Origin of the sequence: Photobacterium sp. Ph5, assembly GCF_022129445.1 — a bacterium.
GTDB lineage: Bacteria > Pseudomonadota > Gammaproteobacteria > Enterobacterales > Vibrionaceae > Photobacterium.
In genome coordinates this window covers 119,895-135,872 of sequence record NZ_JADQAQ010000007.1, presented here as the reverse complement: position 1 = coordinate 135,872, position 15,978 = coordinate 119,895, and the positions used below count along the sequence as shown (strand labels likewise).

General features: G+C 37.6%; 13 protein-coding genes. 4 read left to right on the top strand and 9 right to left on the bottom strand.

What is annotated here, in order from left to right; translation table 11 throughout:
• The first annotated feature begins 329 nt into the window (after positions 1 to 329).
• The 3 genes from I3259_RS04900 to I3259_RS04890 all read left to right on the top strand — a co-directional run bounded on the left by I3259_RS04900 (position 330) and on the right by I3259_RS04890 (position 4,369).
• On the top strand, positions 330 to 3,290 hold the full coding sequence (locus I3259_RS04900) for a GGDEF domain-containing phosphodiesterase (protein WP_238028593.1): 2,961 nt from the start codon (positions 330 to 332) through the stop codon (positions 3,288 to 3,290).
• A 69-nt stretch (positions 3,291 to 3,359) separates the two neighbouring features.
• Positions 3,360 to 4,013, top strand: a complete 654-nt coding sequence (locus I3259_RS04895; RefSeq protein ID WP_238028592.1) for an HAD family phosphatase — start codon at positions 3,360 to 3,362, stop codon at positions 4,011 to 4,013.
• A gap of 89 nt (positions 4,014 to 4,102) precedes the next feature.
• Positions 4,103 to 4,369 carry a hypothetical protein gene (locus tag I3259_RS04890; RefSeq protein WP_238028591.1) on the top strand — a complete coding sequence of 89 codons (267 nt, stop codon included), beginning with the start codon at positions 4,103 to 4,105 and terminating at the stop codon, positions 4,367 to 4,369.
• A 97-nt stretch (positions 4,370 to 4,466) separates the two neighbouring features.
• Here I3259_RS04890 and I3259_RS04885 read toward each other — a convergent pair whose 3' ends face one another.
• From I3259_RS04885 to I3259_RS04860, 6 genes are all read right to left on the bottom strand, one after another.
• Positions 4,467 to 5,033 carry an isochorismatase family cysteine hydrolase gene (locus I3259_RS04885; RefSeq protein WP_238028590.1) on the bottom strand — a complete coding sequence of 189 codons (567 nt, stop codon included), beginning with the start codon at positions 5,031 to 5,033 and terminating at the stop codon, positions 4,467 to 4,469.
• A 163-nt stretch (positions 5,034 to 5,196) separates the two neighbouring features.
• The gene (locus I3259_RS04880) at positions 5,197 to 5,799 is read right to left on the bottom strand and encodes a murein L,D-transpeptidase catalytic domain family protein (protein WP_238028594.1); all 603 of its coding nucleotides are present in this window, start codon (positions 5,797 to 5,799) and stop codon (positions 5,197 to 5,199) included.
• Positions 5,800 to 6,296: 497 nt separating this feature from the next.
• Positions 6,297 to 9,497 carry a glycosyl hydrolase family 18 protein gene (locus I3259_RS04875; RefSeq protein ID WP_238028589.1) on the bottom strand — a complete coding sequence of 1,067 codons (3,201 nt, stop codon included), beginning with the start codon at positions 9,495 to 9,497 and terminating at the stop codon, positions 6,297 to 6,299.
• Between the two features lie 342 nt (positions 9,498 to 9,839).
• Positions 9,840 to 10,463: a DUF2057 domain-containing protein gene (locus I3259_RS04870; RefSeq protein WP_238028588.1), complete on the bottom strand. Its 624-nt coding sequence runs from the start codon at positions 10,461 to 10,463 to the stop codon at positions 9,840 to 9,842.
• A gap of 191 nt (positions 10,464 to 10,654) precedes the next feature.
• The gene (locus I3259_RS04865) at positions 10,655 to 11,845 is read right to left on the bottom strand and encodes a class I SAM-dependent methyltransferase (protein ID WP_238028587.1); all 1,191 of its coding nucleotides are present in this window, start codon (positions 11,843 to 11,845) and stop codon (positions 10,655 to 10,657) included.
• Between the two features lie 135 nt (positions 11,846 to 11,980).
• Positions 11,981 to 13,387 (bottom strand): methyl-accepting chemotaxis protein, encoded by a 1,407-nt coding sequence (locus tag I3259_RS04860; RefSeq protein ID WP_238028586.1) that lies wholly within the window; start codon positions 13,385 to 13,387, stop codon positions 11,981 to 11,983.
• 98 nt (positions 13,388 to 13,485) lie between these two features.
• Here I3259_RS04860 and yccX point away from each other — a divergent pair, with 98 nt between their 5' ends.
• Entirely contained in the window at positions 13,486 to 13,758 is a 273-nt protein-coding gene (gene yccX / locus I3259_RS04855) for an acylphosphatase (RefSeq protein ID WP_238028585.1), read from the top strand.
• Between the two features lie 83 nt (positions 13,759 to 13,841).
• On the opposite strand, the gene tusE is transcribed toward yccX, so the two are convergent.
• From tusE to I3259_RS04840, 3 genes are all read right to left on the bottom strand, one after another.
• Positions 13,842 to 14,171 carry a sulfurtransferase TusE gene (gene tusE / locus I3259_RS04850; protein WP_005368340.1) on the bottom strand — a complete coding sequence of 110 codons (330 nt, stop codon included), beginning with the start codon at positions 14,169 to 14,171 and terminating at the stop codon, positions 13,842 to 13,844.
• Between the two features lie 152 nt (positions 14,172 to 14,323).
• On the bottom strand, positions 14,324 to 14,992 hold the full coding sequence (locus I3259_RS04845) for a Bax inhibitor-1/YccA family protein (RefSeq protein WP_045152965.1): 669 nt from the start codon (positions 14,990 to 14,992) through the stop codon (positions 14,324 to 14,326).
• Between the two features lie 248 nt (positions 14,993 to 15,240).
• On the bottom strand, positions 15,241 to 15,966 hold the full coding sequence (locus I3259_RS04840; protein WP_045083560.1) for an amino acid ABC transporter ATP-binding protein: 726 nt from the start codon (positions 15,964 to 15,966) through the stop codon (positions 15,241 to 15,243).
• Positions 15,967 to 15,978: the final 12 nt, after the last annotated feature.

Sequence of the window (15,978 nt, the reverse complement as noted above, 5' to 3'; positions counted from 1 at the left end):
ATATATTCAATACGCTGATTAAATGTGGTGCAAAATCACCACCGATGCCAGAGAAGTTATTAACCTTAGCTGAGTCTCGGTGGTAATCAGGTAAGAAAAACCTTAAAGGCTAAAGTGTTATAGAACAATGTTTCATATACTGGCTTTCAAAAATGTAATAAAAAATATTATTTTTGTACAAAAGGTAATAAGGAATCTGATTTAAATCAAAGTAGGTGTAATAAAAATAGGCATCTCTGTCTAGAAACTTCTTTTCAATATAATGATGCTGTACATTAAACCGTTATACCTATTTAACATGTCACATTCAGATCAGGTTAGAATATTTAATGGTTACTGGACTAAAAGCATTGAAACGAAACCAATATGGTAAAGATTTTATCTGTAATACCATGCAGTCAGTATTTGATGAATTAAAGCCAGATCATTTTTATATAGCCTATTTTAATAAAACTTGCACGAAAGCGACCTCATTAGTTTATTACGTAAATGGTAGTAAAACAGCAAATAACATTAGTTATATGTTAGATGATGTGCCATGTCGAAAAGTGTTAGAAAGTGGCGCCATTTATCTACTGAAATCTCAAGCACACATTGTTTATCCTAAAGATAAATTAATGGTTGAGTATGGGTTTGAATCTTACTTAGGTATTCCTATTTTTTCACAACATGATGATGTGATAGGCATTCTTGTTTGTTTGTTTAAACAACCGATGATCCTAACATCGATCCAGTTTAATTGGTGTGAAAGTATTGGTTATCAATTGGGGGCAGAACTTCAGTATTTAGCATTATTGGCAGAGAAAAAGTTATTATTAAGTGAGATGGAATCATCTCAGCGTGTTGCGAAATTAGGTAATTGGCAATGGGATGTACAAACAAATACATTTACTTGGAGCCAAGAAGTTTACCGTATTTATGAAGTCGATAAGCAGCTAACACCAAATTTAAAATTAGTTCAGGAATACATTCATCCTGAAGATAGAGAACGTGTTATCCATTTTATGGATACTATCATAGTATCATCACATTCAAGCTATAATATTATATATCGTTTGTTATTGCCGAATGGAAAAATTAAATATGTTAGAAATGAATCGAAAATATTTAAAGATGATAACGGAAATACGAATTTAGTACGTGGCATTGTTCAAGATATAACTGAATTTTATCACTTATCATCAGAGCTTTCTATAACATCTAATAAATTACATGTTACTTATAATGCAATTATAGAAGGTGTATGGGAGTATGACTTTTCAAAAAATCAGACAATAACATCACCTAAAATATGGGATTTGTTGCAAGTTGATAGTGCTAAAGTTAATTCGTTTCATGACTGGATATCTATCATTCATAAGGATGAGCGAAGAGCTGCAATTAATGCTTTTAAAAAGATTAAAAATAATAACTGTCAGTTATTTAGTTTTGAATTTAGAACAAATCCTTATTCAGTTAATAACGATAGCAATTTAACTGATCGTTGGTTTAAGTGTGAAGGTCGTGTTGTTGAAGTTGATGATTTTGGTGAAAATGAAAAAATAGCTGGTGTGTTAACTGATATCACAGAATCAATATCTACTGTTCAGCAATTGAATTTAGCAAAAACGGTCTTTGATAATACTTCTGAGTGTATTGTTATTACTGATCACTGCAATAATATTGTTACGGTAAATAAGTCATTTGAGCAAGTGACAGGATATAAAAAAGATGATGTGATAGGAAAGAATCCAAGCATATTAGCGTCTGGCATGCATGATCAACGGTTTTATGAAAACATGTGGCAAAGTGTGGAAAATACAGGTCAATGGAAAGGACAACTTTATAATCGTCGAAAAAATGGTCATATTTATCCTGAGGAAATGACTATTAATAAAATTGAAGATGATAATCATGAGGTTGTTAACTATGTTGGTGTTTTTCATGACGTTAGTGTACGCCAGCAAACAGAAAAAAAATTACGCTTCTATGCCAATAATGATGCCCTAACCACACTTATGAATCGCCGTTGCTTTAGTGAAATGGTGGAAAAAGAGCTTACATTTGTTAATGAAAACAAAGTAGACATTAGTTATTGCCACGAGTTTTCAATTTTATTTATAGATCTAGATGACTTTAAAGCAATTAATGATTTATATGGTCATGATGTGGGTGACAAACTACTTAAAAACATTGCTGAAATACTATTAAAATATTGTGATGACAACACTTTAGTTTGTCGATATGGTGGTGATGAATTTGCTATTTTACTCAAAGGTAAATCATCTTTTGAGGCTAAAAAATATGCTGAAAAATTAATACAAGCATTACGTAATCCTATTTATATCGATACTATTCAATTGGATATAACAATTAGTATTGGTATCTCTACATATCCTCAAAGTGGACTGACACATTTGGATTTATTAAAGAATGCTGATTATGCAATGTATGAACAAAAACGTAATGGACGTAATGGTATTTCTATTTATGATGCAAAGTTACAAGCAGAATACTTACGTCGATTAAGATTGAAAGATCGTCTAATTAAAGCGATTTCAGAGAATAAAATACAAGTTTTTTATCAACCGATTATTGATATTGAAACAGGGAAAGTATCTAAATTTGAAGCTCTAACGCGTTGGTTTGATGAAGAAGAAGGATATATATCACCTATTATTTTCATTGAGATGGCAGAAAAATATGGCTTAATTGGTGAGCTAGGGAGAATAGTTTGTGAGCAAGCATGCCATGACCTTGCATATATTCGGCAGCAGGGCTTTACAGATATATCTATATCTATAAATCGTTCTGTGCGTGAGTTTTCAATCTGTGATCAAAAATATATTTACGATGTCATAGAGAGATATAACTTACCGTTTGATAAGATCATGGTTGAAATAACTGAATCAGCAGCATTAGATGAAGGCAATAATATTTTAGAACTATTATCTGAATTTTCTAAAAAAGGGATTTGTATTGCAATTGATGATTTTGGTACAGGCTATTCCTCAATGTCCGCTATTATCGCCAATAAACCAAATGTTATTAAAATTGATCGAAGTTTCATCATTGACATAGAAGATAGCACAGAAAGCCAAATTTTAGTTTCTCTCGTTATGGATATGAGTCGAAAGCTCAAACTTGATGTTGTTGCTGAGGGAGTGGAATCTGAAGCTCAAGTGCGTATTTTATCTAAAATGGGGTGCCATTTTATTCAAGGGTTTTATTTTAGTCCTGCTGTTGAAATTAAGCAGGCAATGCGACTACTTGAACAGAGTGAATTTTGTTCGATCCCTGCGTTTGATTAACGACTAGACTACATGGTTAGTTACAGCCGTGCTATAAAGTAAGAGTTATTCGTCTTTTTCAGGTAGTACATGCAAACAATTTTTTTTGATTTTGATGGAACGCTTGTTGACTCAGAACGCTTTCATGCCGTGAATTGGAGTCAGTATTTAGCGAGTCATGGCGTAGAATTAAGCACTGATATATTTATGTCACAATACGCAGGTGTTACTTGGCCTCAGATAGCAGAGCACTTCATTTCTCAATACAATATACCAGTAACGAAAACGGTAATGATTAAAGAGATGGAAGCATTAACAGAGGCGATGATTATTGAAAAAGGTATTCCTCCGATGCCCGGTGTGGATGAATTGCTCAAAACATTATCAGGTAAAGTACCGATGGCTGTTGTTACAGGAGCCCCAAAAGATTACGTGCAAGGTGTTTTAGCGCAACATGGCTGGTTATCACTCTTTGAGCATGTATTTAGTGGGTATGAAGTGGCGAATAATAAACCTGCGCCAGATGTATATTTACAAGCCTGTAAAACAATGCATGTTCTGCCTGAAAAGGCTATTGCGGTAGAAGATAGCCGTACTGGGTTAATGTCAGCACTGAGTGCTAATATTCATGCGGTTTTTGTAAATAGTCATAATATGAAATTACCCGCTCACGCTCAGCATTCCTTTACATCAATGAAAGAGGCAACACCTGCGTTGTTATCATTGCTAAAGGTTAATGATTAAACATATTGTTTAGCTTAATGGTCTAGGTTAGCTATTACCTGATCAGTTGTTAGGCTAGAATAAGCCCAAATTTTATATAGGCTACGATAATGGAAAATGAAGATATCATGACAGGCGATATGCTTGTTGAAACTGTTGAAAATCAACTGACTGATGGTGAGCCGTTAGTTGTTAAAGAAACGCTGATGCGTCTTGTGATGACCGGTACACCACGAGATGAAGCAATTCAAATGATAGCGTGTGCATTATCTATTGAAGTTTTCGATGTTATGAAAAATGAGGGTAAATTTGATCTAAAGCGCTATAGCGAGAATTTAGCAGCGCTTCCTGATATGCCTTGGGAAGATGATATCTAAATCATGATAAGAACCGCATAATCTCTCTTTTGATATAAATATGATTATGCGGTTTATCTATCTCAACCATTCTACAAGTATGAAACTCACATCCGTTTTATTTTAAATCCGTCGATTGATGTATTGTTGCGATACGAGATAATGTTGTGAGTGATGCATTGTGTTCTTCTTCTGTTGCCGCTGTACAAGCATCAGCAATGATATGCACCCGATAATCTCTATCATGGGCATCTCTAGCCGCCGATTGAATCGCCCATGTTGTACTTACCCCGCAAAAATATATGTCAGTGATCTTATTCGCACTTAATACGCTATTTAATTGCGTGTTATAAAAAGGATTAACCCTTGGTTTAGTGATCACAATATCATCTTTTTCAATAAGAAGATCTTGATGAAACTGTGTACCCCAATCGTTCAAGTTTAACGCGTTTATAGATTGTGCTTTACCGAACATAGGTGATTGTAAGGGAAGATCGAGATAATTATTATGGAAGCCTACCTTGATATAAATACAAGGAATATGTTGTTTTTGTGCCCACAGAATTGAGCGGTTTGCATTTTTAATTGTATTATTATCAATAACTTGTTGAGCGCAACTGGGGATTTTCCCATTAAGATCAGTAATATCATTAATAAAATCAATTATAACAAGTGCTTTTTTCATGAAAAACCTCGAAAAATTAAAATAATTCTAACATTACAAAGTAAATCACAACTTAATGGATGGGAGGATAGGAAAAATAAGTGATTGAAAATAGGGGTATAAAAAAGCTGCTAGCATTGAGCTTATTTTAGCTAAATACTAACAGCCTGTTGTAATGAATAAGTTAAGCGTAAGCAAAAATAACACTACCGCCTTTGATAGTATCAATGATTTTCTTTGCAATTGCTTCTGGTAGGGCAGGACAACCCCAACTACGGCCTAAATAACCATTACGTTTAATAAATTTTTCAGAAACATATTCTGCACCATGAATAACAATATAGCGCTTTAGTGCGTTGTCATTTTTACCACGAGTTAAGCCATTGAGTTTAAGAGAGTAACCATTTCCACCCGTATAAGTTGACTCTGTCAAAAACGTACCTAGTGATGTCTTGTGTGAATCGACTTTATTAGAAAACTTATCTGCTTTAAGAAGGCCACTGTTCATACCATGTGATACGTATGTTTTGTATAGCAACTTATTTTGTTTTAAATCTATAACATAGAATCTTTTTTCTGTAGATGGCTTACTATAGTCAATGATTGTTAATAATGACTTTTTTTTGCCTTTGGTTTTGTTATATGCAATGAAGGCTTGTTTAAATACGTTGTAGTTAATTTTGTTTTTCAAATGTGCTTTTTGGTAAACGTAATCTACAACGATGTCAGTATTCTTTCTTTCTGTATTGAGAGCATGCGCTGAAGTCTGAAATGACAATGAACACATGATCAGAATTATTAGACATATTGCTTTTTTCATTAAGTCAGTACTACCATCTAACAATGCTTACGGGGATGTTCGGAGGATTGAACTTTAGCATAAAAATAACGAATTAATAGGTAGGGGGAATGTAATACTATGTTTGTTAGGAATGCTGTGTACAGTGTTTCTTTTATAAACAACAAAACTAAAATCATTATTAACAGTAAGTTATAAAAAAGAACAGCATTTAATTCTATTTATAGTTGCCAGTTTTAACTGGAATCTATAATTTTCACTTTTATTCGGTAATAGCTTACTAAGCATTTGTTTTAGAAAATTAAAAAGAGACTCAAAATAGTTAAGGTAAAAAAAACATTTTTTTTCAAAAAAATAACTTTTTGAGCATAAAGTAACCATGTAAACGATTGTATCTGTATAAATGCCTACTTTTCTGTATTGTAGTGAATAAAAAAGCAGGTAGCGAGCTACCTGCTTTTATGATTACTGTTTACTGAGTTTGATTAAACGTTACAAACCTTAGTCCAACTACCGTCACTTCCTGGTACAGATGATGTCCACCAGTTCGCTTTGTATACAGCGCCATCATGGATGATTTCATCGCCACTACCTGCGTGAGTCGGTGTACCTTGCCAATCTGTTTGAGGCCAGTTAGGGTAAGTGTTTAGACCTTCTGAATTACAGTTGCCATTATTACCACCTGTATCGCCGCCACCGTTATTACCACCACCGGCATTTAAATCGCCGATAGGGAGATTTGGTTGCTCAAACTTAAACGCATACTCATTACCATCAACGTTTACTGAGTAGTTTGCTGGGCCTGAGATTGGTAGGTAGTAAATGAAGTCTAGCTCGTAGCTTTCACCAGCTGGTAGTGTTTTCCACTTAGGCAGAGTAAAGGCTACACGGTGCATAGTTCCGTCTAAACCACCAATGTTATCACCACGTGTATGACCAGAAGAAATAACTTTCAAGCCACCACCAGATTGATCTTTCGCGTTATCAGGTGCTGAAACTGGAATATCAAACTGGAACTCTGTACCACCTGGTAAATCACTACCTGTGTTGTTGGTAAAGGTTACGGTTGGGTTGATAGGGTAGTTTTGGTCACCAACTTTGAAGCCGCTAACGTTAACTGCAATATCAATTGCTTGAGTTGGAATTGCACCAGTTGCGATTGTATTTCCATATGGGGTTGCAGACTTAAACTTATCGTAGATAGCTTTCGTCATAGCGTTACCCATATGGTACTCACCGTTACCAGAAGCACATGCCTTTTCAGTTGCATCAATAGTGTTAGTACGTTTACCATTTGCATCAAATAAGTAACAGTTGTAGTCGCCCGCAAGCTCCCAGAACATGATACCACCGATTTCTTTATCGATTACGTAGTCAGCTTTCACGCCAACCGATGCTTTATCTTCTGTAGAGATAAATACGCTCTTCTCTGCGTTCCATAACCATGGTGCAACAGCGACATCATCGTAATTACGTGTGTATGAACCAACAAGTTTATCTTGTGGATCATTTACAGGATCTAAACCATAAGCGGCTGTGTATGAACCGAAGATACCTTTTTCAAGGTTTTTCGCATGCCACATTGGGTTAGAGCCGGCACCCATTTCTTTACCATTTGGATCAAGATCGTGCCACATGTTATCGATACCGATAGCACCGTAACCACAGTTGTTCTTCTCGCCTTCACCAGTACCCGCCTGACACTCAGACTGGTTAGGTAGTGCTGCACGACCCCATAGGCCGTTATCACCACCTTTAACACCTTGCCAACCACGGGTGTAATATGGAACACCGATATTGATACGACCAGCAGGCATTGAACCACGGAAGTAGTGGTAAGCCCAGTCAGTATTTAGGTAACCAATACCACCGTATGCCGCAGTACCATATACGTTCCACTGTGCTAACTCTGAGTCTTTACCTGTATCGAATAGCGCAGCGTTATGACCAACGTGGTCGTTCCAAGCACCGTGTAAGTCGTAAGACATGATGTTTACATAATCTAAGTACTTCGTTACATCAAATGTTTCCATACCACGTAGTAGGTAACCAGATGACGGTGCTGCAATCGTTAGCATGTAGTGAATATTATCTTCAGCAGAAGCAACATCCAGTTTTTCACGAAGAACTTTCATGAGTTCTTGGTAAGAAGCCCATAGATATGGACGACGTGGTTCCATAAACTCTTTATCGTATGGGTTACCAGCACCCGCCATAGACGTTGGGTATTCGTAATCAATATCTAGACCATCGAACTTGTACTTACGTAGCATTTCAACGGCAGATGTGGCGAATTTCTCAATGCCTGCATGGTTTATAGAACCATCAGCATTTGTTGTCATAGTGTAGAAGCCACCATCAGCTGCACGACCACCATCTGTGCCAAAGTGACCGCCTGTTTCAGCCCAGCCACCGATAGAGATTAATGTTTTAACATCGTGTTTCGCTTTTGCTGTTGCAAGTGCGCCGAAGTGACCTTTAAAGCCAAGTGCTGGATCGATTTCAACACCATCCCATTCCATACCTACAGCGGCATTACTTGGATCTGATGTGTCACCGATATTAACTTTACCGTCTTCACCAATACTAACGAATGCGTAGTTAATGTGAGTTAACTGTTCCCATGGAATATCGTTAACTAAGTAGCTACTTTGAGGATCATCGCCTGCACGCCAGCTAGTGAAGTAACCAATAACACGACGAGGGTGATCTGCCCCCATCTTTTCACGACCATCTTCATCATAGATAGAACAGTAAGGTACATTTACGCCTTCAGTTTGGTATAAACCGTCAGGACGACAACCATTTGATACAACCGCACCATTAACTGCAACAGAACTTACGGCTGAATCAGATGTTTTGTTTTGGTCATCAGTTGCACGAGCAAAGATTTTTGCATTGCCTGCTTGAACTGTTGTGTATTCAAGAGCATAAGGGGCTGTAGCTGCGGTGCCAACCAGTACGCCATTTACGTAGAAATCAACTTTTTCTACCGTGCCATCAGTATCTGCTGCGTCAGCAGTAATAGTAACAACTTCACCTAACTCAACACTTGTCGCTGAAACAGCAACAGAAACGGTAGGCGCTTCGTTAACTGGTCCTTCAGGTGCGACATCGACGCTAACACTTGCTTGGCTACTTGCTGCATTTTGATCATCGTAAGCCATCGCTGAAAGGCTATGTACACCTTCTGTTGCTGTCCATGCAAACTCGTATGGTGCAGTTGTAGTTGAACCAACAACTTGTCCGTCGACTAGGAAGTCAACTTTAGCAATAGTACCGTCAGTGTCGGTTGCATTTGCTTTAATGAGAACAGTTTCACCTGTGGTGATCGCCGCCGTAGCTGTTGGTGCAGTAATACTTGCAGTTGGTGCCGCATTTTCTACTGGATCTACAGGTGGGTCGATAGGTGGCTCGCCACCAGAACAAAGATCGAGTTGAAGCCATTGCGAGTATTGACCGTTGTTGTCTTTTGGTGAGTTATTCTGTGTCCAGTAGTTTGCTTTATACGCAACACCTGCTTGTTGAACTTGATCGCCGCCCGTATAAACGCTGTCACTTTTCCATTCTGTAAGGTCAGTACAATCAACAGCAGCTTGTGCGTTGAATGCAAATAAGCATGACATAGTTAGAGTACTAAGAGTGAAAATCCCTTTCCTCATCGTTCCATGTTTACCATTATCCATTAGGTATCCTTTTAGTTTCAGTAAAATAAGCAACACTCAGTTTGTCCGTTATTCTTGTGTGAATCTTTTTGAGTGCCGTAAAAAAACTATAATGCTGACAGCTAAATTTGCACGATGCGATGTACTGATCTTCAGACATGCTCTCGGAAAGATGTAAATAAAATGTAAATAAAATTGCTTTTGTTGAATTAAAAGCAAGTCTTCAACAGTATTAAGGACTTTATTGTGGTCGGATGAGTAGCGGGGAAATGCTTTTTTTACGCTGTGTTTTTATAATGCAACATGTAGGATAGCTACGAGTTGTAAGCTATCCTATTGATTCAATTAAATTTTATAAATTACTTATTTATTAATAGCAGACTTGAATTGTTCTTGTGTTGCCTTGTCTGCTTTTTTGTACCAGTAATTTAGCATCTTGGTTACGTAGGCTTGATCGACTTTTCCACTTTTTTCGACGGTAATTTGTTGTACTTGAGGTACAGAAACTGAAATAGCAGAGGCTAGAGCTGCAGGTGCATTGCTTAAATTATACTTAGCGATTTCTTGTTGAAAATCTCGTCCAATTTGAACGCCATTTTTGATTAATACATCTTGCTTAATGGTGATATCATTATTTTGATTGTCTGTAATTACAACATTTGGCTGCTTGTTAAATGCTTTAGCTTCATATTGGCTATGAATTTTAGGCAGATTTAATGTGTAGTTTGCGTTAGTGCCATCGAATGTGACGATCACAACTTCAGATTTGAAAAGGTGAGTATCACCGTTTTCACGGTAGTTAGTTTCATAGCGAAAAGCGATTTGGTTATTACCATCTTTTAATGAAAGCGGGCCGTTGCCTTGCGCTTTTGTACCATTAACAAGTACAAGATCAGCTGAGTCGGGTAGAGTAAGCGAAACGTTAGCAAAAGATGAGAAGCTCACACCACAAACGGCTAGAGTAAAAAGTGCTGTACGAAGTTTCATGTTAATTCCTTGTATTTGTCGATAGCAAAATACGCTACTGGTATTTTCATATTGTATTCTTTTATTAATACCAATGACAAATAATGTCTGTTTGTAATTAAGCATATAGACAGTTAAAAGACAAAAAGCCCAATGAATTATGTTCATTGGGCTTTCGTTAAATCAGGCACTAATTAAAGCTAATTTGATGATTACTTAACGTAACACGCAAAGCCTTTTAGGTAGAAACCCTCAGGGTAGGCGCTATCTAATGGGTGATCCGCCGCTTGGCTAAAACGCTCAATAAATTGGACATCACGTTTCGCATCAAGAGCAGCATCAGCAATGATTTTTTGGAATAAACCGTTATCCATTAAACCTGAGCAAGAGTAAGTCAGTAACGTACCACCAGGTTTAAGAATTTGCATTGCTAACATATTGATATCTTTGTAACCACGACATGCACCAACAAGCTGAGATTTAGATTCAGCAAACTTTGGTGGATCCATGATCACAACATCAAATAACTCGCCACGATCACGGTACTCACGTAGCAGTTTAAATACATCAGCATTTAAGAATTGTGCATTTTCAACAGGGTAGCCGTTGTCTTGTGCATTTTGTAATGCAGTATCAAGCGCGTGTTGAGATACATCAACGTTAACCACTTCTTTAGCGCCGCCTTTCAGTGCATAAAGACCGAAACCACCAGTGTAGCAGAAACAGTTAAGGACACGTTTTCCGTTAACGTATTTAACCGAAGCTTCACGGCTGTCACGTTGGTCAAGGTAGAAACCTGTTTTATGGCCACCAACGATATCAACGTTAATTTTAACGCCGTTTTCTTCAATCATTACAAATTTAGGTGGCTCTTCACCATGAAGAACGCCTGTACGTTGTTTCAAACCTTCTTTTTTACGAACAGAAACATCAGAACGTTCGTAGATGCTGCATTCTGGGTAGCAGTGTTGAAGCGCTTCAATCAGCACATCACGTTGTGCTTCAGCACCAGCACTGAGTAACTGACAAACTAAAAAGTTTTGGTAGCGGTCAATCGTAATGCCCGGTAGACCATCCGATTCTGCTGCAATTAAACGATAACCGGTTAAGCCATCACGCGCAGCTAAAATATCGCGCAAACCTTGTGCCTGATTAAGACGTTTAATAAAGAAGTTAACGTCGATATTTTCGTTTTTCTCAAAACTCCATACGCGAACGCGAATTTGTGATTGTGGTGAATAAGCGCCTTTTGCTAACCATTCGCCTTTGTTGTCGTAAATATCGACGGTTTCGCCTAAGCCTGGTTTACCTTCAATGCGATCAATACCGCGAGAGAAAACCCAAGGGTGGCGACGACGTAGTGATTTTTCGCGGCCTTTTACCAAATAAATAGAAGCTGTCATGAACATGCCCAGTATGGAATTCGAGTGGGGGCGTATTATCTTTCTCTAGGCATATAAAATCAAATGAAAAAGCCGCCATCTTATCGGATACAAACAAGATAGCGGCATAAAAGGGGAATTAAGCAACTGAACAGGTTATGAAGCTTTTAAACCACTCATTAATTGCTCAAGCGTTTGGGCTTGTTGGCTTAGTTGTTTAATTTCATTATTTGATTCACCGATCATCTGTGCAATTTTACTTGATTGGGTGCGAACTTGTTCAACGCTGCTTGCGATATTTTCAGCAACAGCACCTTGTTGTTCAGCAGCCGCTGCAATTTCGGAACTACGATCAGAGATCCCTTGGTTGCGCTCATTAATTTGACCAATTTCGCTATCGACTGAATCCATCAACTGCTCACTATTAATAGCGTTATCAACGGTATTTTTCATAACCGCAATGAGCTGTTGACTATTTTGTTGTAGTGATTCGATCATTTGCTGAATTTCAACTGTTGCACTTTGGGTGCGACCTGCAAGAGTACGTACTTCATCAGCAACCACGGCGAAACCACGACCTTGTTCACCAGCACGTGCTGCTTCAATTGCTGCGTTTAATGCAAGCAGATTAGTTTGTTCTGAAATACCATTAATGGTTGTGACAACGTCATCAATTTTTGCCGCATTGCTATCTAACGCAGATACTGCTTGAGCAGCGGAATTAATTTCATTAGAAAGAATCGAAATCGCATTTTTTGTTTCGCTTACTTTTACACGACCATTTTCACTTACCGATTGTGCTTCTTGAGTTTGCAGTGATGTTTCGTGGGCGTGAGTAGCTACCTCTCGAATGGACGTTGCCATTTCCTCAGTAGCACTTGCCAGTGAATCTAAATGGCTTTGTTGAGATTGTGATAAATCACCGCTGTTATTACTGCGACGATGTAAATCTACACTGATTTGCTGCATTAGCGCTACGGCTTGCTGTGTTGCAAGTACGAGTTGTTGTTCTCGTTCTGCGACTTTATCAATAGTAATAGCAATAAGGCTGAATTCATCACGAACAGGGAAGAAATTTAATCGATTAGTGAGATCGCCATCGGCTAAACTTTGTAGTGCTTTTTGCATGTTAAACATCGCACCACCAATAAAGGTCATGATGTAGTACACAGAGGCAAGAATAATAACGAGCAAAACACCTGTAACAACAAGTTGTGTTGTTGATAAGTAATCGAATAGTCCTGTTTGTGTTACAGCTTGTAAACCATAATTTTGACCGTTCACTAATACAGAATCTGATGATGAACTTGTCACTTTTATTGCGCTATTTTGCAGTAAAATTGCAGCATCAGTAGAAGAAATATTTTGTTGTTGGAGGATATTAGCGGTCAGGTTTAGTTGTTGCTGTGTTATTTCTGAGCGTTGTTGATATGCAGCGTCAACTAAAATAGCACTAACAAAGATAATAGCGACAAACGGAAGAAGAAAAAGTAAGTAAAATTTTTCTGTGATTTTTAAGTGTATAAGGTATTTATCGATCCATCGAAAAGAGACTTCTTTCATACTTATATCCTAATTAGTATAGATAAGTGGTTGCGAGATAATATTGGTGGCAGAACTAGATTTATATCGACAAAATTGCTTATAACTTGAGGTGATGAATGTCACAATTATGTATGAGAGCGAATGTTACAGGTCGTGTGCAAGGTGTGGGCTTTCGTTTTCATACTGCACATGAAGGTTTGAAATACAGTTTAAAAGGTTATGCGAAAAACTTACCTGATGGCAGTGTGGAAATTTTAGCTTGTGGTGAAAAAGAAAATATAGATGCGTTATTAGTTTGGTTAGGAAGCGGGGTAAAACTAGCTGATGTTAAATCTATAACGACTGAAGAGCTTGAATGGCGGCATGTTGATGGATTTACTATTAAGTAGCCATTGTTGTTAATAACAGAGGGTCACAAAATACCAAGTAAAGGCGTATTCTGTGACCACAGAGCATTAGTAACAGTAGTGTATTAAATACATTTTACTGGTTTTGGTAACCCAGCTAATTTTGTTGCTTGCTTTGCTGGCCCTTTAGGGAACAGGCGATAAAGATAACGAGAATTTCCTTTTTCTTCGCCGTATTTTTTTGCCATTGCTTTAACCAACATACGGACAGCTGGTGATGTATTAAATTCTAAATAAAATTCGCGTACAAAATGAATCACTTCCCAGTGCGCAGCAGAAAGATCAATCCCTTCTTCTTCTGCAAGTAAAGGGACAAGTTCTTCACACCAGTCACTAACATTTTTCAGATAGCCTTGTGCATCTGTTTCGATTTCTTTTTTATTAAATTCAAGCATGGTGAGCCTCGGTATTCATTACGGCTCAAAGCATAGTGAGTGTGGTGCAGTGCTGCAAGTAAAACTGTTCACTATGTTCATGTATCTGACTACTGCTGATATAAAAATGCCCGCATGTTAGCGGGCATTTAGAATCTGAATAACGGCTGTTATTAGTTGTTATCGCTATTGATAACACCAAGAATTTGCAACAAGCTTAGGAACAGGTTGTAGATAGATACATACAACGTTACTGTTGCTGAAATGTAATTTGTTTCACCACCACGTACGATTGACTGTGTAGTCAATAGAATTGCAGCTGATGAGAACAAGACAAACATGCCGCTAATAGCCAGTGATAGCATTGGCATCTTCAAGAAGATATTAGCAACAACAGCCACAAGAATGGCGATAAAGCCTGCCATTAACATACCGTTTAAGAACGATAGGTCACGCTTAGTCGTTAGTGCATAAGCTGAACAGCCAAGGAAAGTTACTGCTGTACCACCTAGGGCTGTCATTACAACATCACCCATACCTGCGCCAACATACATGTTTAGAATTGGGCCTAATGTATAACCCATAAATCCAGTCAGTGCGAACACGAAAACTAAACCTAAGCTGCTATCACGGTTACGTTCGGTTAAGAAAATTAAACCGTAGAAACCAACAAGTAACACAATCCAATGTACTGGTGGTACATTCATTGCCATCGCTACGCCTGCAATACCTGCAGAAAATAACAAAGTTAACGAAAGTAGGAAGTAGGTGTTACGTAGAACCTTGTTGGTAGATAGTAAGCCTTCGTAACCGCTGTCACGATTAACTATACGATCGTTCATAAAAATCCCCTTAGGGTAGTTATATTGAGACTATTAATTTATATATGAGGCCAAATTACCACAAAAGCAAGTTTAACTAAGCACTCAACATTAAAATATTTGTACTGAAGCACGTTATCATTGTTTGGCTCGTATATTACTTAACCGTAGTGATGAAAATCAGATTAATATGTAAGTAAATGTTTCAAAGTAACGATGATCAGTAGTACTAATCAATTGTTTTCTTTGAAACATTTAAATTATACGGCTTAATGTAATATTTGGCTTAAGAACAACTGGGTACGATCAGATTTTGGATTATCAAAGAAATCATGAGGATTATTTTCTTCAATGATTTCTCCTTGGTCCATGAATATCACCCGATCAGCGACTTGTCGTGCAAAACCCATTTCGTGAGTCACACAAAGCATCGTCATGCCTTCATTTGCCAGTTCAACCATTACATCAAGCACTTCTCTTACCATTTCTGGATCGAGTGCTGACGTAGGTTCATCAAACAGCATGACTTGTGGATTCATGCAAAGTGAACGGGCGATGGCAACACGTTGTTGTTGACCACCAGAAAGTTGCCCAGGAAATTTATTCGCTTGATCGGTAATTTGTACGCGTTCAAGGTATTTCATCGCTAAAGCTTCAGCTTCTTTCTTTGGCATTTTCTTCACCCAAATAGGGGCAAGGGTACAATTTTCTAATACCGTTAGGTGAGGGAAGAGGTTGAAGTGCTGGAAACACATACCGACTTCTTTACGTACTAATTCGATATTTTTTAAATCATCAGTTAGCTCTGTACCGCCAACAATAATTTGTCCTTTTTGGTGTTCTTCTAGGCTGTTAATACATCTGATCATGGTTGATTTACCTGATCCTGAAGGACCACAAATTACTATCTTTTCGCCTTTTTTAACTTGCAAGTTAATATTTTTAAGAACATGGAATTGACCATACCATTTATTCACATCAGTTAACTGGATCATAAGATCAGAGCT